General features: G+C 39.0%; 18 protein-coding genes. 14 read left to right on the top strand and 4 right to left on the bottom strand.

The window, feature by feature from the left end; all coding sequences use genetic code 11:
• Positions 1–5: 5 nt before the first annotated feature.
• The 4 genes from H4K35_RS10420 to H4K35_RS10405 all read left to right on the top strand — a co-directional run bounded on the left by H4K35_RS10420 (position 6) and on the right by H4K35_RS10405 (position 6,540).
• Positions 6–920, top strand: a complete 915-nt coding sequence (locus H4K35_RS10420) for a YihY/virulence factor BrkB family protein (protein ID WP_182627744.1) — start codon at positions 6–8, stop codon at positions 918–920.
• A 95-nt stretch (positions 921–1,015) separates the two neighbouring features.
• Positions 1,016–2,869 (top strand): DNA topoisomerase IV subunit B, encoded by a 1,854-nt coding sequence (locus tag H4K35_RS10415; protein ID WP_182627689.1) that lies wholly within the window; start codon positions 1,016–1,018, stop codon positions 2,867–2,869.
• A 3-nt stretch (positions 2,870–2,872) separates the two neighbouring features.
• Positions 2,873–5,539 (top strand): DNA gyrase/topoisomerase IV subunit A, encoded by a 2,667-nt coding sequence (locus tag H4K35_RS10410; protein WP_182627687.1) that lies wholly within the window; start codon positions 2,873–2,875, stop codon positions 5,537–5,539.
• A gap of 83 nt (positions 5,540–5,622) precedes the next feature.
• Positions 5,623–6,540 (top strand): phospholipase A, encoded by a 918-nt coding sequence (locus tag H4K35_RS10405; protein WP_182627685.1) that lies wholly within the window; start codon positions 5,623–5,625, stop codon positions 6,538–6,540.
• A 321-nt stretch (positions 6,541–6,861) separates the two neighbouring features.
• Here H4K35_RS10405 and hemN read toward each other — a convergent pair whose 3' ends face one another.
• A complete protein-coding gene (gene hemN / locus H4K35_RS10400) occupies positions 6,862–8,223 on the bottom strand; it encodes an oxygen-independent coproporphyrinogen III oxidase (RefSeq protein ID WP_182627683.1) in 1,362 nt (453 codons plus the stop codon).
• 79 nt (positions 8,224–8,302) lie between these two features.
• Here hemN and H4K35_RS10395 point away from each other — a divergent pair, with 79 nt between their 5' ends.
• The 4 genes from H4K35_RS10395 to H4K35_RS10380 all read left to right on the top strand — a co-directional run bounded on the left by H4K35_RS10395 (position 8,303) and on the right by H4K35_RS10380 (position 13,025).
• Positions 8,303–8,689, top strand: coding sequence for a rhodanese-like domain-containing protein (locus tag H4K35_RS10395; protein ID WP_255492427.1), 387 nt, complete (start codon positions 8,303–8,305; stop codon positions 8,687–8,689).
• A 77-nt stretch (positions 8,690–8,766) separates the two neighbouring features.
• Positions 8,767–9,060 carry a DUF4834 family protein gene (locus H4K35_RS10390; protein WP_182627681.1) on the top strand — a complete coding sequence of 98 codons (294 nt, stop codon included), beginning with the start codon at positions 8,767–8,769 and terminating at the stop codon, positions 9,058–9,060.
• A 211-nt stretch (positions 9,061–9,271) separates the two neighbouring features.
• Positions 9,272–11,695, top strand: coding sequence for a YfhO family protein (locus H4K35_RS10385; protein WP_182627679.1), 2,424 nt, complete (start codon positions 9,272–9,274; stop codon positions 11,693–11,695).
• Positions 11,696–11,714: 19 nt separating this feature from the next.
• The gene (locus H4K35_RS10380; RefSeq protein ID WP_182627676.1) at positions 11,715–13,025 is read left to right on the top strand and encodes a glycosyl transferase family 1; all 1,311 of its coding nucleotides are present in this window, start codon (positions 11,715–11,717) and stop codon (positions 13,023–13,025) included.
• 414 nt (positions 13,026–13,439) lie between these two features.
• Here H4K35_RS10380 and H4K35_RS10375 read toward each other — a convergent pair whose 3' ends face one another.
• Positions 13,440–13,646, bottom strand: a complete 207-nt coding sequence (locus H4K35_RS10375) for a hypothetical protein (protein ID WP_182627674.1) — start codon at positions 13,644–13,646, stop codon at positions 13,440–13,442.
• A gap of 304 nt (positions 13,647–13,950) precedes the next feature.
• Positions 13,951–16,761 carry an excinuclease ABC subunit UvrA gene (gene uvrA / locus H4K35_RS10370; protein ID WP_182627672.1) on the bottom strand — a complete coding sequence of 937 codons (2,811 nt, stop codon included), beginning with the start codon at positions 16,759–16,761 and terminating at the stop codon, positions 13,951–13,953.
• A 222-nt stretch (positions 16,762–16,983) separates the two neighbouring features.
• Here uvrA and H4K35_RS10365 point away from each other — a divergent pair, with 222 nt between their 5' ends.
• A complete protein-coding gene (locus tag H4K35_RS10365; protein ID WP_182627670.1) occupies positions 16,984–17,568 on the top strand; it encodes a sigma-70 family RNA polymerase sigma factor in 585 nt (194 codons plus the stop codon).
• A 48-nt stretch (positions 17,569–17,616) separates the two neighbouring features.
• On the top strand, positions 17,617–17,772 hold the full coding sequence (locus H4K35_RS10360; RefSeq protein ID WP_182627668.1) for a hypothetical protein: 156 nt from the start codon (positions 17,617–17,619) through the stop codon (positions 17,770–17,772).
• A 13-nt stretch (positions 17,773–17,785) separates the two neighbouring features.
• Here H4K35_RS10360 and nth read toward each other — a convergent pair whose 3' ends face one another.
• Entirely contained in the window at positions 17,786–18,457 is a 672-nt protein-coding gene (gene nth, locus H4K35_RS10355) for an endonuclease III (protein WP_182627666.1), read from the bottom strand.
• 207 nt (positions 18,458–18,664) lie between these two features.
• Between nth and H4K35_RS10350 the strand changes: the two genes are divergently transcribed.
• From H4K35_RS10350 to kdpB, 4 genes are all read left to right on the top strand, one after another.
• A complete protein-coding gene (locus tag H4K35_RS10350; protein WP_182627664.1) occupies positions 18,665–20,011 on the top strand; it encodes a sigma-54 dependent transcriptional regulator in 1,347 nt (448 codons plus the stop codon).
• Positions 20,012–20,418: 407 nt separating this feature from the next.
• Positions 20,419–20,496, top strand: a complete 78-nt coding sequence (gene kdpF, locus H4K35_RS15925; protein WP_182627740.1) for a K(+)-transporting ATPase subunit F — start codon at positions 20,419–20,421, stop codon at positions 20,494–20,496.
• Between the two features lie 103 nt (positions 20,497–20,599).
• Positions 20,600–22,294: a potassium-transporting ATPase subunit KdpA gene (gene kdpA, locus H4K35_RS10340; protein WP_182627662.1), complete on the top strand. Its 1,695-nt coding sequence runs from the start codon at positions 20,600–20,602 to the stop codon at positions 22,292–22,294.
• A 3-nt stretch (positions 22,295–22,297) separates the two neighbouring features.
• Positions 22,298–24,313 (top strand): potassium-transporting ATPase subunit KdpB, encoded by a 2,016-nt coding sequence (kdpB, locus tag H4K35_RS10335; RefSeq protein ID WP_182627660.1) that lies wholly within the window; start codon positions 22,298–22,300, stop codon positions 24,311–24,313.
• Position 24,314 lies beyond the last annotated feature (1 nt).

Raw genomic sequence — 24,314 nt, 5'->3', positions numbered from 1 at the left:
ATATGATTCAGAAAATACCATATAAGAAAATAGGAAAGTTATTGAAACAGTCAGTGGTTGATTTCTTAGACGATCGTGCGACAACCTTTAGCGCGGCCTTGTCTTACTATACTATTTTTGCACTGCCCCCTTTAATTATTTTAATTATATCGGCTTCGGGATTTTTCTTAGAAGAAAAGGACGTTTCCTCTTTTTTCTACCAGCAAGTTGGAGATTTAGTCGGTCCTAATACGGCCAAAGAAGTGGAAAATGCCATGAATAATGTGACCCTCAATCGCTCAGGAGTCTTGCCTACGATTATTGGGGTAGTTATGTTGCTGTTTACCGCCTCGGGTGTTTTTGCAGAAATACAAAGCTCACTCAATTATATTTGGGGATTTGTAGCAAAACCCGAAAAAAGCGTTATTCGGTTAATTAAAAATCGACTGTTGTCGTTTGCTATGATTGGGTCGGTTGGTTTTCTCTTGTTAGTGAGCTTGTTAATCAATTCTATCGCTAGTATTCTTTTTGAGTATTTAACAACCTATTTCGCAGAGTCCACGATTTATTTGGTTCAACTAGTCAATAATATTATAGTGTTTTTGATTATTACCCTCTTGTTTGCAGTTATTTTTAAAACCTTACCCAATGGGATAATCCGCCTAAAAGATGCCTTTATAGGGGCTGCTTTTACAGCCATACTGTTTATGGTAGGTAAATTTGGCATTGGTCTTTATTTGGGTACTACAGCTAAATCCTCTCTTTACGGTGCCGCAGGTTCAATTATTGTTATGCTAATTTGGGTCTATTACTCTGCCATGATTTTGTATTTTGGCGCTGAATTTACCAAAAATTATGCTTTGTTGTTTGGTCAGCGAATCAGACCTGGAGCATTTTCTTTAGAAATTGATAAAAATGCCATCAAAAAGACGGAAGAATAGAAAGTTTAACATGCAAAAAAACGGTATTTACAAATTTTTATCATTTTTATTTTACCTTAAATAGTAGTATTTTAGCACAAATTCCAACAATTTATATGCAAAATCAAAATCAGTATACTGAAGACAATATTCGTTCTTTAGATTGGAAAGAACATATCCGTATGCGTCCGGGTATGTATATCGGTAAGCTTGGTGATGGATCGTCTCCTGATGATGGGATTTACATCCTGATCAAAGAGGTAATTGACAATAGTATTGATGAGTTTGTGATGGGCACAGGAAAAACTATTGAAGTTACCCTAAAAGACAAAATGGTTACGGTTCGTGACTTCGGACGTGGTATTCCATTGGGAAAGGTGATCGATGTAGTGTCAAAAATGAACACAGGAGGAAAGTACGACTCAAAAGCATTTAAAAAATCAGTTGGTCTTAACGGAGTAGGTACGAAAGCAGTCAACGCACTGTCCACGTATTTTCGCGTGGTTTCTGTTCGCGATAACCAACAAAAAGCCGCAGACTTCTCAGCTGGGAACTTGGTCAATGAAGAAGAGTTAATCGAAACAACCAAGCGCAAAGGAACCAAAGTGTCCTTTATCGCAGATGAAAAGATTTTTAAAAACTACAAGTACCGCAAGGAGTATATTGAGCGCATGCTCAAAAACTACTGTTACCTGAACAAAGGACTGACGATCATCTTTAACGGAGAAAAGTTCTACTCAGAAAACGGATTGAAAGACTTGCTCAATGAAAATATCGATCTAGAGGATCAAGTGTACCCAATCATTCACTTGACAGGAGATGATATTGAAGTGGCAATTACACACAGTAAAAGTCAGTACTCCGAAGAGTACTATTCCTTTGTCAACGGGCAAAATACCACACAAGGAGGAACGCATTTAGGCGCTTTTAGAGAGGCTTTGGTGCGTACATTAAAGGAGTTCTACAACAAAAACTTTGAAGCTTCAGATATTCGAAAGTCGATTGTAGCCGCAATTTCAGTAAAAGTTGAAGAACCTGTATTTGAATCCCAAACCAAAACAAAATTGGGATCAACTGATATGGGCCCCGATTTGCCAACAGTGCGTACCTTTGTGAACGATTTTGTTAAAACACAACTCGATAACTACCTTCATAAGAATCCAGAAATTGCAGATGCGCTGTTGCGCAAAATTTTGCAAGCTGAACGCGAACGCAAAGAATTGTCAGGTATTCGAAAAATAGCAAAAGAACGCGCCAAAAAAGCGAGTTTACACAACCGTAAACTACGCGACTGTCGCGTGCACTTAACGGATATTAAAAACCCGAGATACCTCGAAAGTACCTTGTTTATTACCGAGGGAGATTCAGCGTCGGGATCAATCACCAAGTCAAGAGATGTCAACACACAAGCCGTATTTAGTTTGCGTGGAAAGCCTCTGAACTCCTACGGGATGACGAAGAAGATTGTTTACGAAAACGAAGAGTTTAACTTACTACAAGCCGCACTCGATATTGAAGAGGATTTCGAAAGCCTGCGCTACAACAACATCGTAATCGCTACCGATGCCGATGTCGATGGAATGCACATCCGCTTGTTGTTAATTACTTTCTTCTTGCAATTCTTCCCAGAACTTATCAAAGAAGGTCACTTATATATTTTGCAAACGCCTTTGTTCCGCGTTCGAAACAAAAAAGAAACCATCTATTGCTATAGCGAAGAAGAACGCGTAGCGGCAATTGAAAAGCTTAAACCTAAACCCGAAATCACGCGATTTAAAGGATTGGGAGAAATTTCACCAGATGAATTTCAACACTTCATCGGAGAAAGTATTCGCCTAGATCCCGTGATGTTGGACAAATCCATGTCTATCGAAAAGATGTTAGAGTTTTATATGGGTAAAAATACCCCGGATAGACAAGAATTTATCATTGATAATTTGAAAGTTGAACTTGATGTTGTAGAAGAATAGACTATGAGCACTGAAGATAATTTGAAGGACGATAATTTGAAGGACGATATCCAATCAAATAACCTAGATAATGGGGAATTTGTTGAAGATCATACAGCGTTACAAGAAGAAGAAGAGGAAAAAGAAACCATTACCAAAGTTACGGGTATGTACAAAGAGTGGTTCTTGGACTATGCTTCGTACGTAATTTTGGAACGTGCTGTACCGGCGATTGAGGATGGGTTTAAACCCGTACAACGCCGTATCATGCACTCAATGAAAGAATTGGATGACGGTCGATACAATAAAGTAGCGAATATCGTTGGACATACCATGCAGTATCACCCACACGGTGATGCGAGTATTGGTGACGCCATGGTACAGCTAGGACAAAAGGAGTTGTTGATCGATATGCAAGGAAACTGGGGGAATATCCTCACGGGTGATGGTGCCGCTGCTTCGCGTTATATCGAAGCACGTCTGAGCAAATTCGCCCTAGAAGTGCTGTATTCTCCAAAAATTACAGAATGGCAATCGTCTTACGACGGCCGTAGAAACGAACCAATCAACCTCCCTGTAAAGTTTCCTTTGCTCTTAGCACAAGGTGCAGAGGGAATTGCGGTTGGACTCTCAACGAAAGTCTTACCACACAACTTTAATGAATTAATCGACGCCTCAGTAAAAATATTGAAAGGGAAACCTTTTACGTTATATCCCGATTTTCCAACCGAGGGAATTGCTGATGTGTCTGCTTATAACGACGGACTCAGAGGAGGCCGTGTTCGCGTTCGCGCACGCATTTCTCAGCTAGATAAAAATACCCTCGTCGTTACGCAAATCCCTTTCTCAACAACCACAACATCGTTGATTGATAGTATATTAAAAGCAAATGAGAAAGGAAAACTGAAAATTAGAAAAATTGAAGATAATACGGCAGCTAGTGTTGAAATATTAATTCACCTACCGCCGGGTACATCACCAGATAAAACCATTGACGCCCTCTATGCCTTTACGGCTTGTGAAACGTCAATCGCTCCACTGGCTTGTATTATTCAAGATAATAAACCTCTCTTTATCGGAGTTTCTGAAATGTTGAAACGCTCCACGCATCAAACCGTTGACCTGCTTCGACAAGAACTCGAAATCGAACTACAAGAGTTAGAAGAACGTTGGCACTTCCTCTCCTTAGAGCGCATTTTTATCGAAAATAGAATTTACCGTGCCATTGAGGAAGAAGAAACATGGGAGGGTGTACTCAGCGCGATTGATGAGGGACTTAAACCGTTTATTGTTAACCTCAAAAGAGCTGTTACTCAAGAAGATATTATCAAGCTTACAGAAATTCGAATTAAGCGTATTTCTCGTTTTGACATTGATAAAGCAAATCAGCTAATCGAAGCTCTTGAAGGTGATATCGAAAAAGTAAAATACAACTTAGAACACTTGGTTGATTTTGCAATCAAATATTTTACAAGCCTAAAAGAAAAATACGGCAAAGGTAAAGAGCGCAAAACGGAGTTGAGAAGCTTTGATACCATTGAAGCAACGAAAGTGGTGTTGCGAAATACCAAATTATACGTCAACAGACAAGAAGGTTTCTTTGGAACTTCCCTGCGCAAAGATGAATACGTTTGTGACTGTTCTGATATTGACGATATTATCGTTTTCTTACGCGATGGATCTATGGTTATTTCCAAAGTAGAAGAGAAGCGCTTTGTCGGAAAAGATATCATCCACATTGATGTATTTGCCAAAAACGACAAACGCACCATCTACAACTTAATCTACCGCGATGGTAAATCCGGACCGTCTTATAGTAAGCGCTTTAATGTGATGAGTATCACTCGTGATAAAGTATATGACTTAACGCAAGGGAATCCAGGGTCACAAGTATTGTATTTCTCTGCCAATCCAAATGGTGAAGCAGAAGTAGTGACTATTTTATTGCGACAGTTGAGCAATGTTAAGAAGTTGAAATTTGATCTTGATTTCGCCGATCTATTGATTAAAGGACGTATTGCCAAAGGAAATTTGGTCACTAAATACGCCATCAAGAAGATTGAACTGAAAGAAAAGGGAATCTCAACCTTGCGCCCGCGTAAAATATGGTATGATGAAGCCGTTAGACGTTTAAACGTGGAAGGTAGAGGAGAGCTGTTAGGCGAATTTAAAGCAGAAGATCGCCTGATGATTATTACCCAAAGTGGGAAAATAAAAACAGTGGTGCCTGAATTGACTACACACTTCGAAGAAGATATGATCGTCTTAGAAAAGTGGAAACCAAACAAACCGATTTCTGCTATTTATTTCGATGGGGAAAAAGCGCGTTACTATGTGAAGCGATTTATCATTGAAAATGAAAATAGAGAAGACATCTTTATTTCTGAACACGAGAACTCAAAATTAGAACTGATTTCAACAGATTATCGCCCTGTAGTTGAAGTTGTTTTTGCCAAGGTAAAAGGCGTGCAAAAAGAAAACTTAATCGTTGATTTAGAGCAATTTATAACGATTAAAGGAATTAAAGCTTTAGGTAATCAACTAACCGCAGATAAGGTAAAACAAATTGATCATTTGGAATCTTTGCCTTATGAAGAGGAGGTAGAAACGCAAGAAGACACAACAAATTACGACTTGGAAAATCTACCCGATGTCAATGTAGATGAGGATGGTCAAAGTAGTTTGTTTTAGATTGATTGTACAACTTTGAAAGAAGCATAACCTACGGTAGTCGTCGTGATGGATACTAGAGCGTAAATAAACAGGAATAGTACATGAAACTGAAAAAGTATAGACAATGTTTAGGATTAGCCCTTATTGCTACCTGTGGCGCTTATGCGCAAACACCGTCAACGGATAATTTATTCGAACAAGAGGATGTTCATTCGCTGTCGGAACGATGGGATTTAGGTCCAACGGCCAAGGGAAAAACGTTTACTATTTCTCCCTATAAACCCATCTATGTATTGCCTGGGCGTTGGTCTAATAGACCCAATAACCAGCCGTTTAGCTATAGCGAGCACATGGATAGACCCGCTGCGAATAATTACAATGAAACCGAAATTCGCTTTCAGTTGAGTTTCAAAACCAAAGTAGTGGAAGGACTGTTATTTGGCAAGGGGGATATTTGGTTGGCTTTTACGCAAACCGCCAATTGGCAAGCGTATAATGAGAAGATTTCTAGACCTTTTCGGGAGTTGAACTATGAACCTGAAATCATCTTTAACTATCCGTTGGATTTGTCCTTGCACAACCTAAAATTTAAAATGGCCGGTTTAGCCTTCAATCACCAGTCCAATGGAAAGAGTGAACCAACCTCAAGAAGCTGGAATCGCTTGGTTTTTCACCTTGGGATGGAGTATAGGGATTGGACTATTATGGTTAAACCCTGGATGCGACTGAAAGAGAAAAATAAAAGTGACGACAATGCGCGTATTTCAGAATACTATGGAAAAGGTGAACTAACAGTGGCTTATCAACGAAACGGACAAGTTTTTACCTTTATGATGCGAAATAATATGCGTTTAAATGAAGATTATAGAGGATTTCACGAATTCACCTATACCTATCCCATTAAGAATAACCTAAAGGCTTTCTTTGTAATTAACAATGGATATGGTGAATCGCTAATTGACTACAATTGGAACCAAACAACAATTGGGGTAGGAATATCCCTAATGGAGTGGTATTAATAACAATATGACATAAAAAAAGGAGAACGCATGGTTCTCCTTTTTTTATAAATTATAGTGGCAGTTGTATATAGTAATAAAACAATCTGTTTTTTGCTTCTTCTGTTCCTTATTTTTGTTTTTGCATATCTTGCTTTTTTGCTGCATGCTTTAATGAAAACACCAAATAGCAGAAGAATATGATAAAAGCCAGGAATGAAAACCAATTCACCTGTATGGACCAAAGATTGTCTAGGTCAAGTTGGTAGATCCCATAGACTAAAAGAAAAAGGACAAGATAGGTGGTTATTTTTTCAACTTTTTTATTCATAGCTAGTTCAATTAAATCGTCATAGAAAATAAAGCGCGGTCTGGTTTGTTGCGTTGCAAACGCAAATCCAAAGCCATACATATATTGCGAACAAAAGCACGCCCTACTTTGTTCACCGTAATGACGTGATTGTTAATGGTGATCAACTGGTCGTTTTCCATTTCTTTTAATTCCTCCAAAATAGGTTGGAAATCAATTAAATGTAAATCGTCAGACAAATCGGTTTTTAAATCACACATTAAATGTAGGATATGTTTTCTAATTATCAAATCTTCTTCGTTTAAAATATGACCTTTTACTACTGGAATTTCATTTTTTTCAAGTAGTGCATAGTAGGTTTCTATGTTTTTTTCGTTTTGAGCAAAAGCAGTCCAGCTGTCGCTAATCGCAGAAACACCTAATCCGATCATTACATCTGTCTTAGATGAAGTATACCCCATGAAGTTTCGGTGAATACTATTGGTATTCATCGCTTTGTACAAGCTGTCCGACTTTAAAGCGAAGTGATCCATCCCAATTTCAATATATCCCTTTTCTTCCAATAGGTTTTTTCCTATTTCATAAAGCTTTCTCTTTTCCTCATCTTTGGGAACATCCTCATCTTTAAAACCGCGTTGTCCATTGCCTTTGATCCATGGCACATGAGCATAGCTGTAAAAAGCCAAGCGATCAGGGGATAAAGACTTAGTTTTCTCAATGGTATCCACCACGTGATCGATGGTCTGAAAAGGCAAACCAAAAATTATATCATGAGAAATAGAAGTATAGCCCAATTCCTTGGCCCAAAGAGTTACTTTAGCAACATCGTGAAACGTTTGATTACGATTTATGGCCTTTTGTATCTCGCGATTGTAGTCTTGTACACCAAAGCTAACTCTTCGAAAACCAAGGGTATATAAAGTTTGTAAATGCTCTCTTGTTGTGTTGTTTGGATGACCTTCAAAGCTGAATTCATACTGTGGAGCTTTTTCAGCACGCGCTAATATTCCTTCAATTAACAGCTGTAGGTGTTCCGGTGTAAAAAATGTAGGTGTGCCTCCGCCTAAGTGAATCTCTTTGATTCGCGGCTTATCTTCTAACAAGGTACAATACAACGCCCATTCTTTTAATACGGCTTGTATGTAGGGAATTTCCACTTCATGGCGTTTGGTGATGTGCTTGTGACAACCACAAAACGTACATAAACTCTCGCAGTACGGCAAGTGAATGTATAAACTGATACCTTCACTTTGATTGGTTTGATCAAAAGTTGCTTTGACACTTTTTAGCCATTTATCACGAGAAAAACTCGTCTCATCCCAATAGGGAACAGTAGGATAACTGGTATATCGAGGACCAGGTACATTGTATTTTTGAATTAGAGGGGTAGCCATTTTTCGTATATTTGTAACAAATGTAACAGGAATAACAAATACTAATCCTGATATTTGTCACTTGATTAAAAATATTTAGATGAAATATACGATGAAAAATAGTTTTTTAACAGCTACTTTACTAATGTTCTCTTTTTTTAAGGTTACTGCCCAGGAAGTGAAAGAGAAAGAATTGGTTCAACCCCTTGCCTTTGAGAAGCAAATTACAGCCCGTAAAGTGCAGTTAGTCGACGTTAGAACACCAAAAGAATACCAAGAAGGCACAATCGCTAATGCGGTTAACTTAGATTATTTAGGAGATGATTTTGACCAACAAATAAAAGAATTAGATTCTTCGCAACCTGTATATATCTTTTGTCAATCAGGAAAACGAAGTGCAGGAGCTGCAAAAAAAATGCAAGAAGCAGGATTTCAAGTCATCGAGTTAGCTGGAGGTTATAAAGCTTGGAAGGCAGAAAAAGACTAGGTTAATTTATCAATTATTTAAGAATTCTCAAGACTAGATGTTTGAAAAAATTGCTATTTTTGAAAAAAAGGTAAAGTATGGATATAGCATCATTTGGAGGTTTTTTAAGAACATTAGTTATTATAGTAGTGATCTATTATGCTTTTAAATTTGCGATGCGTTATTTATTTCCACTTTTTGTCTATAAAATGGCAAAGAAAGTAGAACGAAATTTTCAACAGCAACAGCAAGATTTTTATCAACAAAATAGAACATCTCAACAAGAACCTGATTTTACGAATCAAAATACATCGACAGGGAAAGATAAATTCCCTCGCTCAACAAAAGTCGTTGGCGAATATATCGATTACGAAGAAGTAGACACAAAATAACAACAAGCTCCTCTCAAGGGAGCTTTTTTTTATACATCTCCCTAGCGTAGGAGTTCTACTCATTCATCTATTCACCTAAAAAAGCTGTGGCAAGTAGGGATATTCCTAGTATTTATGGACAGGTTTCAAAAAAAATACACACATCTAACCTTAAAATTACTTACTTTAGCTAATTGAACAGAATTCAATCAAAGCAAAGTAGTTTTATAGCATGAATGCAGTAAAAAAATATGTACCACATCTCTTGGTGTTGGTAGGTTTTATCGTCGTAGCCTTACTTTATTTTTCTCCCGTTTTACAGAACAAGGTTATCTACCAGTCTGATATTGTACAATATACGGGGATGGCAAAAGAGCAAAACAATTTTAGAGCAGAATTTAATGAAGAGCCTTATTGGACGAATAGTGCTTTTGGAGGGATGCCGACCTATCAGTTAGGTGCCAAGTATCCCTATAATTTTGTAAAACACTTAGATAGCGCCATCCGTTTTTTACCGCGTCCTGCAGACTATTTATTCTTGTATTTCGTCGGATTTTATGCCTTACTTCTCGTTTTGGGCATTCGTCCCTTAAAGGCATTTATCGGATCGCTGGCTTTTGGATTCTCTACTTATTTAATCATCATCTTAGGGGTTGGACACAACGCCAAAGCACACGCCATTGCTTATATGCCTATGGTAGTAGCAGGGGTCATACTCGTGTTTCGAAAGAAATACGTAGTAGGAGGGATTCTAACGGTTGTGGCAGCTGCTCTAGAAATTAGCGCAAACCACTTCCAAATGACCTATTACTTGCTGTTGTTCTTATTGATTTTAGGTATAGCCTATACCTACCAATATGGCAAAGCAAAAGACTGGAAAGGCTTGGGTATTGCCTATGCGATTTTAGTTGGATCAGCCGTGTTGAGTATTGGGGCTAATGCAACGAATATTATGGCAACGGCGGAATATACCAAGTTTAGTACGCGTAGTGCAAGTGAATTGACCTATGAACCAGATGGATCGCCTAAAACCTCTTCTAATGCGATGAGCTATGACTATATCACAGAGTATAGCTATGGTATTTTTGAGAGCTTAAACTTGCTATCTCCCCGTTTAACAGGGGGTGCAAATAACGAAACCCTTGAGGAAGATAATGCCATCTATCGCTACCTTACTTCAATTGGTGCTAATCCGCAACAAGCCAAAGAAATGAGTAAGCAAGCTCCTACGTATTGGGGAGATCAACCCATTGTGGCTGCACCTGCTTATATTGGAGCTATTGTATTTTTCTTATTTGTATTGGGTTTGTTTACCGAAAAGCGAAACCTCAAGTATATTTTCTTAGCTGGAGCCTTATTGGCTTTGGTGTTGTCTTGGGGAAAAAACTTTCCAATAGTGACGAATTTCTTCATCGATTATGTGCCCTTGTACAACAAATTTAGAGCGGTTTCCTCTATTCAAGTTATACTAGAGATGTGTGTACCTGTTCTAGCAGTATTGGGCTTGTACAACTTCTTTAAACTCGAGCAAAAACAACAACTAGATGCCTTAAAGAAAACAAGTCTTATCGCTGGCGGTTTGTTGGTCTTTCTATTTGTAATTAAAGGAACGCTTTCCTTTACAGGTTTAAATGACGATTACTATCGCAGTGCATATGGAGAAATTGGTCCTGGTTTTATCCGCGCATTAATTGAAGAGCGCAAGGCCATGTATACCCACGATTTACTGCGTTCCTTTCTATTAATACTAGCTACCGCTGCCGTGCTTTTCGCTTTCGCAAAAGACAAGTTGAAAGAGCTGTATGCCCTCGTGATTATCGGTGTGCTACTCGTTGGTGACTTAGTTATGGTAGACCGCAAGTACGTCAATGAAACCTCTTTTGTGTCAGCTAGAAAAATGGAAGATCCCTTTGAAATCACACAAGCAGACAAACAAATTTTAAACGATCCCTCTCACTTTAGAGTCTTTGATGCTCAGGGAGGATTAAATAGCGCAAAAGCGTCCTATTTCCATTATTCACTTGGGGGATATCACGCAGCAAAACCGAGAAGAATCCAACAACTGGTCGACTATCAATTGAATCAAAACCCGATGACGGTTTTCAATATGATGAATGTAAAATACATTATACAACCAGATGAAGAAGGTCGTAGTGTAGCCATGCTAAATAACGAAGCTAATGGCAATGCATGGTTTGTATCTACTGTTGAAAAAGTAACAACAGCAGACCAAGAAATGCAGGCCTTGGGTAAAATAAACACCAAAACAACCGCCGTGTTGAATACACAAGCGTTTCAACAGCCAATTAAAGATAGTTATGCCGTAGATTCTTTAGCTCGTATTCAGTTAACTTCTTATAAAGCCAATAAGCTAACCTATGAATCGACAAACGCACAAGAAGGATTAGCTGTGTTTTCTGAAATTTACTATCCACAAGGATGGATGGCGAAGGTTGATGGCAAAGAAGTGCCTATTGTAGCAGTAGACTATGTGTTGCGCGCTATAGTTATTCCAGAAGGAAAGCACACGATTGAATTTACCTTTGAACCTCAAGTGGTAAAAACAGGTAGCCGCATTGCTTTGGCAAGCTCTTTGTTGATTGTAATCCTATCACTTGGAGCCGTTTGGACATGTAGAAAAAGAAAAGAAAAATAAAAGTGATTTATTGCTTGAAATGGAAAAGAAAAAAGAAAAGAAAAAAGTACTCATCCTTTGTTATTACTGGCCTCCTGCAGGGGGACCAGGTGTTCAACGCTGGTTGAAGTTCGTCAAGTATTTACCCGATTTTGATATAGAACCAATAGTATACGTACCTGATGGGGCAAACTATCCCTTGATTGATACCAAACTAGAGCAGGAGGTAAGCCCAGAGGTAACGATTTTGCGCAAAACCATCAAAGAACCGTATTCTTTAGCGAAGAAATTAATGGGACAACGCGCACAAACGATGAGTTCAGGAATGATTCCCCAAGTTCGAAATCAAACTAAATGGGATAAATTATTGCTGTGGATTCGCGGTAATATGTTTATTCCCGATGCACGCGTTGGATGGGTAAAACCCTCCATCGATTACCTCAACACCTATTTAGAACAACACCCTGAGATCGAAACCATCATCACCACAGGCCCTCCTCATAGCATCCATTTAATTGGATTGGGCTTGAAGAAAAAAAGAAAAATCAAGTGGGTGGCTGACTTTAGAGATCCTTGGACGACAATAGGTTATCATAAAGAACTTAAACTATCGCATAAAGCAAAAGAAAAGCATTTAGCGCTAGAAAAAGAAGTGCTTACAACTGCAGATCAACTAATTGTAACGAGTAAGACAACGAGTAAAGAATTTAGAACTAAAACAGCAAAGCCCATTGCGATTATCACCAATGGATATGATGTGGCACATTTAGGAAAAATTCCACTGGATGAAAAATTTACTTTAGCCCATATCGGCTCATTTCTCTCTAATCGCAACCCACGTGTTTTGTGGAAAGCAATTAGTGAGTTGAGAAGGGAGAACAAAGCATTTAAAGCCGCATTTGAGCTTAAGCTAATCGGAAAGATTAGCGATGAAATACTCCATACCTTGGCAGAATTTAAACTGTTGGAATGTACTGATAACAGAGGCTATGTCGACAATGAAGAAGCATTGAGGCAAATGCGCGCGTCTCAAGTGTTGTTGCTTGTTGAAATTGACTCCGATGATACCAAAGCGATTATTCCAGGAAAACTGTTTGAGTATATGGCCGCAGAACGTCCGATTTTAGCCATTGGACCGGAGGAGTCTGACTTCTTTGAAATAGTGCAACAAACCAATGTAGGACGCAATGCCTTATACAGTGAGAAAGATAAAATTAGTGAAATCTTACTGCAATATTTTGAACAGTATCAAAACAATCAACTCCGAGTACACGCCATGGGCTTACAGTATTTTGGTCGCAAGCGATTGACTGAACGCTTGGTGAGTGTGTTGAATGGAGATGGGAAATGAGAGTTAGATGAAGAGTGGTAAGTGGTAAGTGGTAAGTGGTAAGTGGTCTTTGAATTTGACTGAGATTCATTCCTTGAATACAAAAAAAAGAAGTTCTGATTTTTGTCAGGACTTCTTTTTTTACTACTAGAAAGAGTAGGTATCTTATCGCGATGTATAGGGCTAAAAGGAGATAAAAATTATTTTCTTTTTTTTCTTTTGATGACTTCATAAACGATATTGCTTAAAAATGATAAAGACAATGCTATGCTAAATAGAAAAATCCATAAAGGTTTATTGCCTTTAATGTAATCATGATAATACGTGTAGTTCAATATAATTGTGATAAAGAACAATAAAGAGTTTTTAATTATATTTTTTTTCATTTTTTCGATGATCAGAAGAGTTGATTTAACCAGTTAAATCAGCTCCTAATTATTTACCATTGTTACCAATTAAAGTACTACATCCTACAAAGGCTAAAGCTAGTCCTAAACCTGTTGTAGCTGTCAAAATACCTGCGGTACAGGCAAAACCTGCTAGAAAATCCTGTCCATCACCAAGACCTTTAATTTCTGCCATTTCATTTAAATTAAGTTTTTCCTTTAAAAGTTTTTTTAAGGTTGATTGTGTAAATTTCATTATTTTATTTGCTAAATAAAATAATAAAACCAATTATTTTTCATGTAATAATTAATTAAATGAAGTGTTTTTGTTTTTTTATTGTTTTTATCAAAAAAATAAGTGTAAGGAAGTTGAGTGAAATAATGGCAAAGTAAATTCTGAGTTGGGCGAAATGCATTATGGGTTAACGGTTGACAGCAAATAGAAAACAACAAAAAAGCTTGAGGATTACCTCAAGCTTTTTTGTTTGTTGTATGCTTCTACTACTATAGACAATATCAGTCATTCATTATCCAAAAAAAAGGAGCATACGCTCCTTTTTTTACTTCAATTTATGTTTTAAAAACTGTCCTGTACTGGATTCTTTGCATGCAGCTACTTCCTCAGGAGTACCAAAAGCAATCAGTTGACCGCCTTTTTCTCCGCCTTCAGGGCCAATATCTACGATATAATCTGCACATTTGATCAAATCTAAATTGTGTTCGATAACCAAGATGGAGTGTCCTTTATCGATCAGTGCATTAAAAGCAGTAAGGAGTTTATTAATGTCGTGAAAGTGTAAGCCCGTTGTCGGTTCATCGAAGACAAAGAGCACTTTTTCTCGCGTTGAACCTGCCAATAGGAAAGACGCTAATTTAATGCGTTGTGCTTCACCACCCGAAAGCGTAGAAGAAGATTGTCCCAATTGGACATACCCCAATCCCACGTCTTGTAGCGGTTGCAAACGCGTAGCGATTTTCGTTTGGTTGTATTGCTTGAAGAAGGCTAATGCATCATCAATAGTCATGCGAAGAATATCGTCTATGTTTTTTCCTTCAAAATTCACTTCGAGCACTTCCTTCTTGAATCGTTTACCGTGACATGCTTCACACTCTAAGTGCACGTCGGCCATAAATTGCATTTCTACCGTTACACTTCCTTCCCCTTTACACACTTCACATCGTCCACCGTCTACGTTAAACGAAAAATGCTTGGGTTGATACCCCCTTAATTTGGACGTATTTTGCTTGGCGTATAAGTCTCGAATTTCGTCATAGGCTTTGATATAGGTCACGGGATTCGAACGCGAGCTTCGTCCGATTGGATTTTGATCTACGTATTCAATCTGCTTGATGTGTTCAAATTTGCCTTCTAATGCGGTAAATTGACCTGGTTTATCACTTAGTCCCGTTAGTTTTTTCTGAAGGGCAGGGTATAATATACGCTTGACTAACGTACTCTTTCCACTTCCCGAAACGCCAGTGATTACCGTTAAGCAATCCAATGGAAAACGAACATCAATATTCTTTAAATTGTGCTCTCTCGCACCAATGATGTCAATATAGTGTTTATACGATCTTCTTTTCTTAGGTATTTCAATAGCTCTCGTTCCATTGAGGTATTGTGCGGTTAGGGAATCTGATTGTAGAATTTCCGCTAAAGTCCCCTGTGCGACTAATTCCCCTCCAAAAGTACCCGCTTCTGGTCCAATATCGATAATCTGATCCGCTGCTTGCATGATTTCCTCATCGTGCTCTACAACAATTACCGTATTGCCTAAAGCCTTTAATTGTTTAAGCACTTGGATTAACTTTTCTCCATCCTTGGGATGTAGACCAATACTCGGTTCGTCGAGAATATACATGGAACCAACCAAACTACTTCCCAACGAAGTAGCTAGGTTAATGCGTTGAGATTCTCCACCCGAAAGTGTAGATGAATTTCGGTTGAGCGTTAAGTAGGATAAACCTACGTTTAACAAAAAGCCTAATCGATTGTTAATCTCGATGAGTAAGCGCTTAGCTACTTGCTGTTCATAGTCTGTTAACCTCAGCTCTTGAAAGAAAACTACTAATTTATCAATGGGCATATCAACCAGATCAGAAACGGTTTTTCCACCAATTTTAACGTAGCCTGCTTCTTTTCTCAAGCGTTTTCCCTTACAAGTTGGGCACTTCGTTTTCCCTCTATAACGCGAGAGTAAAACGCGATTTTGTATTTTGTAATTCTTTTCCTCTAGTTCTTCAAAGAAAGCATTCAGACCCGTAAAATATTCATTTCCTTCCCATAGGAGTGCCTTTTCTTCTGCGGTGAGCTGAAAAATAGGACGATGAATGGGAAAATCAAATTTATACGCATGTTGAACGAGTTGATCGCGATACCATCCCATGGATTCCCCACGCCAAGGAAAAACGGCATTTTCATATACCGAGAGTCCTGTATTAGGGAACACCAACTCTTCATCAATGCCAATTACATTGCCATAGCCATCACAAACAGGACAAGCGCCATAGGGATTATTAAAGCTAAACAGGTGAATATTAGGCTCTAAAAATGTTATGCCATCGAGTTCAAATCGATTGTTGAATTCGTATTGTTTATCTTCATCTAAGCTGCGTACATAACAAGTTCCCTTGCCTTCAAAAAAGGCAGTTTCAACAGCATCACCTAAACGATTGTAAAATTCGTCTGTATCTTTTACCACAATGCGATCAATGATCAGGCGGATATCCTCCAAAGAAAATTGATTAATAAGTGCGGGTTCCAAGCCTAGAAACTCATCCAAACGCACCATTTCACCTTTTACCCATAAACGAGCATACCCCTGTTTGAGTAGAACATCTAAGTGCTCGGCTAACGTTCTTTCTTCCTCAAACAACAAAGGGGCTAATAACAGCCATTTACTATCTAAAGCAAAGGATTTGATTAAGGTTGTTACATCAGTTACAGTGTCTTTCTTTACTTCTTGTCCCGATATAGGGGAGTAGGTATGCCCAATACGAGCAAAGAGCAATTTGATGTAGTCATATAGTTCCGTAGACGTCCCCACCGTAGATCGCGCATTGGTGGTATTGACCTTTTGTTCAATGGCAATAGCAGGGGCAATACCTTTGATGTATTCCACTTTAGGTTTGTCTATGCGCCCTAAGAATTGACGTGCATACGAAGACAAACTCTCAACATAACGACGCTGTCCCTCCGCATATAGGGTATCAAAAGCCAAAGAAGATTTTCCAGAACCAGAAAGTCCTGTTACGACAACCATCTGATTTCTAGGAATCACCACATCTATATGCTTTAAGTTATGGAGATGTGCTCCTTTAATGATAATGTTTTTCTTGGGATCTAGTTTAGAAAAATCGATTTTAGACATGTGATATTTTGGTGTTTAGTACACAAAAATACGCTTTTATCTTAGTTTATGAAATGCTTTAGCTTCCCAAAAATCAATTATATTGGCCTCCCTTTTTTTATTTCTTTTTTTTAACAAATATTTTTGTATATATTTGTAACACTCAATACATAAAAATCAATTGCCTATATAACAAAAGTACTTTTTAGATCAGAATAGAACAGCTATAAAAAGAATTTTGTTATGGAATTAAGTCAATTACCAGATGCTACCCTTGTACAGCATTATAGAAGGGGCAATGAATATGCGCTAGAAGTTTTAATTAAAAGACATCAAGCCAAGATTTTTGGATTTATTTTTAGTAAATTGGACGATGTTGAATTAACCAATGACATCTTTCAAGATACGTTTATCAAAGTAATCAATACCCTTAAAACAGGAAAGTATAACGAAGAAGGCAAATTCATCTCCTGGGTGATGCGCATTGCACATAATCTAATTATGGATCACTATCGACGTGAAAAGCGCACGGTTATCCACAATGATACCGAACAAACGCCTTTTTTTAGTTTTCTAAAAGACGATAGTGATACCGTTGAAGAATTGTTAATACAAAATCAGATTACCGAAGATTTACAACAGTTAATTTTAGAATTGCCTGAAGATCAGCAAGAGGTGATCCGCATGCGCTTGTATCAGGATCTGAGTTTTAAAGAGATTGCCGAAGCAACGGATGTCAGTATTAATACAGCTTTGGGAAGAATGCGCTACGCTATTATCAATTTGAGACGAATGCTCGAAAAAAAACAAATATCATTAAGTATATAATAAAGTCTCAGATCGCCCGTTATAAAAGAGGAATATAACAGATTTTCTATGAAAAAAAATTACAAGACTCTTTTAACCGTAACGGAAGCAAAGGTACCGAAACCAGAGTTGATTGAAAAGCTATTGACGTATTCTAAATTTTGGTCTCAACTAGCTTTCAGTGAATTTGTGGAAACAAACCTAAAAACGGCTAAAGTAAATTAAAAAAAAGCATCGATTATTTCGATGCTTTTTTTTCTTGTTTTTTATAGTATTCATTGAGAACGGTTTTGCGTCCAATAACACTAGTAATGATATCGAGTTCTAATTTCCATCCACGGGCAGGCGAATATTGACGCCCATACCACACCAATTGTAAGTGCAATTTATTCCAGTGTTCTTTAGGAAATAAGCGTTTAGCGTCTTTTTCTGTTTGTTGCACACTTTTGCCGTTGGAGAATCCCCAACGATACAACAAGCGGTGAATATGCGTATCTACAGGAAAAGCAGGAATATCAAAGGCTTGGGCTACTACTACCGAAGCCGTTTTATGTCCCACCGCAGGTAATCGCTCTAAGGCTTCCATATCCGCAGGGACCTCTCCATTGTGTTCCTCAATTAAGATCTTGGACAACCCATAAATCCCCTTACTCTTCATCGGTGATAAGCCACAAGGACGTATAATATCTTGAATCTCCTCAACCGTTAATTTTACCATGTCATAGGGATTATCCGCCTTGGCAAATAAAATAGGCGTTATTTTATTGACGCGTTCATCTGTACACTGTGCGGATAATAATACGGCAATCAGCAACGTATAAGGGTCTTTGTGATCTAAGGGAACCGGAATTTCAGGATATAAAGCATCTAGCGTTTCAAGCACAAAGTTTACTTTCTCAGTTTTAGTCATAACTACTTATTCTATAAAGAAGAATCCTCTTTTGGTGTTTCATACAAAGATCGTTAAAAAAAGTGATTTTTATAAAAATTCTCCTTTACTGTATAACGCCCTAGATCATCAAAGCAAAAAATCCTGCTATCATATTGGAGGGATCCATAGTGGAATACCGGATTGTTTTATACCTTTATAAAAATAACCAATCAAAAAAAGCGAAGGATGAAACAAACGGTTTTAGTGGTCGATGATGAGGAAAAATTGAGAAAACTATTGGCTCGCATTATTGAGTTAGAAGGTTTTGACGTTTATCAGGCGCCTGATTTGAAAACAGCAACTAAAAAATTAGAACAACTCACTATAGACGTAGTGGTTTGTGACGTTAAACTACCTGATGGAAATGGCGTTGCTTTTGTGGAGCAAGTCAAGACTAGCTATCCTTGGGTAGAGATGATTTTACTAACGGCTTATGGCAATATACCTGATAGTGTACAAGCCATTAAGAGTGGTGCCTTTGACTATATTACCAAAGGCGATGACAACAACAAGATTTTGCCTTTGCTTTACCGCGCTATGGAGCGGGTTCGCGTTAATCGCACTTTAGAGCAAAACCAAATCCGCAGAGAAGAGCCTCTACCGGGTTTCGAATCTGTGTTGGGAGCAGCACCTTTAGTCACCGAAGCGATTCACCTTGCGCAGCGGGTTGCACCAACTAATGCTACGGTATTATTAACTGGAGAAACGGGAACGGGAAAAGAAGTCTTTGCTCAGGCGATTCACCAAGCAAGTACGCGTGCAAAAGCAAATTTTGTAGCGATTAATTGCTCGGCTTTTAGCAAGGATTTACTCGAGAGTGAATTATTTGGTCATAAAGCGGGTTCGTTTACTAATGCGACCAAGGATCAAAAAGGGTTGTTTGAAGAAGCGCACCAAGGAACGCTCTTTTTAGATGAGATAGGAGAGATGCCGATAGGCCTACAAGCCAAACTGCTTCGCGTATTGGAAACAGGAACTTTCTTTAAAATCGGAGAAACGAAGCCCACGCAAGTCAATGTGCGTATTATTGCGGCAACGAACCGAAATTTTGACAAAGAAATAAAAGCAGGACACTTTAGAGAAGATTTGTACTATCGCATTTCAGTATTTGAAATTCGCTTGCCTGCCCTAAGAGAACGCATGGAGGATATTCCTGTATTAGCCGAACACTTCCGAGCACAATTTGCAGCAACATCGCTCAATCCAGTACAATCCATTGCAAGAGAAACCTTAGCTTGTATGCAGCACTATTCTTGGCCGGGAAATATTAGAGAACTGCGCAACACCATGGAACGCGCCCTAATCCTGTGTACGGGAGTTTCCCTGCAAGTAGAAGACTTACCTGGGGAAGTACAACAAAAAAGTGAACAAACAAGACAAGAAACCACAGCACTTGATCTGGCTTCCATTGAAAAGCAACACATCCAAAAAGTATTGGAATACACCAAGGGCAATAAAACCAAAACTGCAGAATTGTTGGGAATTGCCTTGACTACGTTGTATCGGAAAATGGCAGATTACAACCTCAACTAGTCCATATAGCCTACACAAAGCTCCCAATTCGGAGCTTTTTTTTTTATATAAACCCTATCATTATGATAGACACTCATGCGCAAACCCTATCAAAACGATAGGGTTTACTTTTTGCCCTACCTTTCTTTTTTAAAGTAAAATGTTGATTTATAGTCTTATACCTAATTGTAGGCTAAAGTGGTATGCCATTCGCTATAGTATGAGCAAATCAGCTTCTATGAAACCAACAGTTCCTATAGCATGTAGGCATTTCCGAATCATTGACCAAGAGCAGCACAGCGGTGCTATATGTTCCATTTTAAAACTGAATAACCATGATAATTCTAGCTTGTATCGCCCTAGGCGTGGCCTGCTTTGTCGCCTTTTACAAAGCCATTAATTTTTTTGATCAACTTTAAATCTTACTTATGATTGTTTTATTCTTAATCGCTTTGGCTGTATTAGTCTATTTGTGTTATGTCTTATTCAAGCCTGAGCAATTTTAAAAAAAATGTAAAAGATATAGGAATGATCCTATTGATCTTTACGATGGTCTACGGCATCGTCTACCTCATTCACCGAATTTTATTAGTACTTGATTAAATCAATATGAATACAGAAATCACCGGAATCCTAGTCACTTTTTTATTGGCTATTGGAATCTCAATTCCCCTAGGGAACTATATAGCAAAGGTCTATGCAGGCCAGTCGACTTTTTTAGATGGGGTATTAGCACCACTAGAGAAACTACTGTATCGCATCAGTAAAATAAACCCTGCCGAAGGGATGAACTGGAAGCAGCACCTTCTTGCTTTACTCACCATTAATGTTGTTTGGTTTGTCTTGGTATTTGTGCTATTGCTCACCCAGGGGAGTTTACCATTAAACCCAGACCACAACCCTAGTATGTCACCTGATTTGGCATTCAATACGGCTATATCCTTTTTGGTCAACTGTAATTTACAGCACTATGCTGGGGAAACAGGGGTAACCTATTTGACACAAATGGCTTTGATGTTTCTGCAATTCGTTAGTGCTGCCACGGGAATGGCAGCAGCAGCAGTGGTATTTGAAGCTTTTAAAAATAAAACAGCAACCCAATTAGGTAACTTCTACGTGTATTTTACGCGATCCATTACGCGTATCTTATTGCCTTTGAGTATAGTTGTGGCGACCATTTTGATTTTTCAGGGTACGCCTATGACCTTTGAGGGAAAGGATAGGATTACTACATTAGAAGGACAACAAGTCGAGGTGTCTCGTGGTCCCGCAGCTGCCTTTATAGCTATTAAGCACGTGGGCACAAACGGCGGTGGATTCTTCGGAACCAATTCGGCTCATCCCTTTGAAAATCCAACCTATTTAACCAATATGACCGAAATGATTGCACAGCTCATTATTCCCATGGCCATGGTATTTGCCTTTGGGTACTATATTCAGCGCAAGCGATTTTCTTGGATGATGTTCGGGGTGATGACGTTTGGATTCTTGTGTTTAGCTGTGCCAACCATACAGGTGGAGCGCAGTGGGAATCCAAATATTACAGCCATGGGTATTGACCATTCCCTAGGTGCTATGGAAGGAAAAGAAGTGCGTATAGGCGCTGCTGCTTCTGGTTTTTGGAGTATTGTGACAACCGTAATCTCCACGGGCTCCGTTAACTCAATGCACGATAGCGCTATGCCTTTATCGGGAATGAATCAATTGCTCGCCATGATGATCAATAGCTTTTATGGCGGTGTAGGGGTTGGCATACTTAATTTCTTCGTTTTTGTCGTTTTAGCGGTATTCATCAGTGGGCTTATGGTGGGGAGAACACCGGAGCTATTTGGCAAAAAAATAGAAGCCAAAGAAATGAAAATCGCGATGATTGTTGCCTTGATTCATCCCTTACTTATTTTGGGTAGTACGGCTATAGGGGTGTCTTTTCCCGAATTTACTAGAGACAGCCTCAACAATCCCTCCTTTCATGGATTTACGGAAGTACTCTATGAATACACCTCTTCAGCTGCAAATAACGGAAGTGGCTTTGAGGGGTTGGGAGATAATACCTTGTGGTGGAATTTCTCCACGAGTATCGTCTTGTTACTCGGGCGCTTTTTGCCCATTATAGGTCCATTGGCTCTTGTAGGGGCCCTTGCACAAAAAAGATATATCCCCCAAAGCGCTGGTACATTGGCTACTGATACGTCCACCTTCGGCCTAATTGTTCTAACGGTAATTCTCATCGTAGCCGCATTGGCCTTCTTTCCTGTCTTAACCCTAGGCCCTCTAGCGGATTATTTTACTCAACTACATATTTAGATCATGGCAACGCAAACCAAACAAACACTTTTTCAAAAAGAAGTGATTCAGAAAGCGCTAGTAGAAGCTTTTATAAAATTAAACCCTAGAACTTTAGTTCGCAATCCCGTAATGTTTACTGTAGAAATAGGAACGGCCATTCTGTTGGTTGTTTGTATCGGAATTTTATTCGGATCAACACAACAAGGGAGTTTTGGCTATACGTTCACGCTTTTTTTGCTGCTATTCGCCACCTTGCTGTTTGCTAATTTCGCCGAAGCCATTGCCGAAGCAAGAGGAAAAGCACAAGCAGATAGCTTGCGCAAAACAAGAGAAGAAACACCAGCTCAATTAGAAGATGGAAGGCAAATTTCCTCTGCTGCTTTGCAAAAAGGGATGATTTATTGCTGTGTTGCAGGGGATATTATTCCCGCAGACGGAGAAATTATCGAAGGGTTAGCTACGATTGACGAAAGTGCAATTACTGGAGAGAGTGCACCTGTAATACGAGAAGCTGGCGGAGATAAAAGTAGCGTTACGGGTGGAACGAAAGTATTATCCGATCGCATCAAGGTGCGCGTTACAGCCCAAGCGGGTGAGAGTTTTTTAGACCAAATGATCGCTTTAGTTGAAGGGGCAAACCGACAAAAATCACCTAATGAAATAGCGTTAACCATTTTACTCGCTGGATTCACTTTGGTGTTTACTCTTGTGATTATCACCCTTAAGCCTTTTGCTGATTTTGCTCATATTACACTGACGATTAGCGCTTTAATTTCGCTCTATGTGTGTTTGATTCCCACCACAATAGGTGGGTTGTTATCGGCGATTGGCATTGCGGGTATGGATCGAGCATTGCGTGCCAATGTCATTACAAAAAGCGGTAAAGCGGTAGAAACTGCAGGAGATATTGATGTATTGTTGTTGGATAAAACGGGAACCATTACCATAGGGAACAGAAAGGCCACTCATTTTCACCCTGCCAATGGGGTAGCTAGCCAAGACTTGATCAAAGCTGCCGTATTGAGTTCCCTACGCGACGATACACCAGAAGGAAAATCCATACTAGAATTGGCTCAGGTCGATCCCACCGCTTTTAGAATCAATCAACCTCGATTTATTTCCTTTACAGCAGAAACAAGGAGCTCAGGAGTGGATTATGACGACATCCGCATCCGCAAAGGAGCCGTTGACGCCATCAAACAACTAAGTGAACAAGCGGGATATCCCTTTCCAGAGGAAATGGATCGCTGCGTCCGCGCAGTAGCCGAGAATGGAGGTACACCTTTAGTTGTGGCTCAAAATGAACAAATTGTCGGGGTGATAGAGCTACAAGATGTTATTAAACCAGGCATTCAAGAGCGCTTTGCGCGTTTGAGAAAAATGGGAATTAAAACGGTAATGGTAACCGGCGACAATCCCATGACGGCAAAATATATTGCAGAAAAAGCAGGAGTAGATGATTTTATTGCCGAGGCAAAACCCGAAGATAAAATGAACTACATCAAAAGAGAACAAGCAGAAGGCCGACTCGTAGCTATGATGGGGGATGGGACCAACGATGCTCCCGCATTAGCACAAGCAGATGTTGGGGTGGCGATGAATAGCGGTACGCAAGCCGCTAAGGAAGCAGGAAATATGGTGGATCTCGACAATGACCCTACCAAACTGATTGAAGTAGTAGAAATCGGAAAGCAACTACTCATGACAAGAGGTACCCTAACTACTTTTAGTATTGCCAATGACGTTGCTAAGTATTTTGCCATTATACCTGCCTTGTTCATCTCGGCTATTCCCGCTCTAGAAGGTTTGAATATTATGAAGTTGTACAGCCCCGAAAGCGCTATCCTCTCTGCGGTTATTTTCAACGCTATTATCATTCCTTGCCTGATACCCTTAGCGTTAAAAGGGGTGGCCTATAAACCCATTGGCGCAAGTGCTTTACTGCGTCGTAATTTATTAATTTATGGATTAGGTGGTGTGCTTGTTCCCTTTGTAGGAATAAAAATTATTGACCTATTTATTTCACTTTTGATGTAAA

Origin of the sequence: Myroides sp. NP-2 (genome assembly GCF_014145665.1) — a bacterium.
GTDB lineage: Bacteria > Bacteroidota > Bacteroidia > Flavobacteriales > Flavobacteriaceae > Flavobacterium.
Note: the sequence above shows the minus strand (reverse complement) of the source record. Positions and strands in the feature narration are given on the sequence as shown.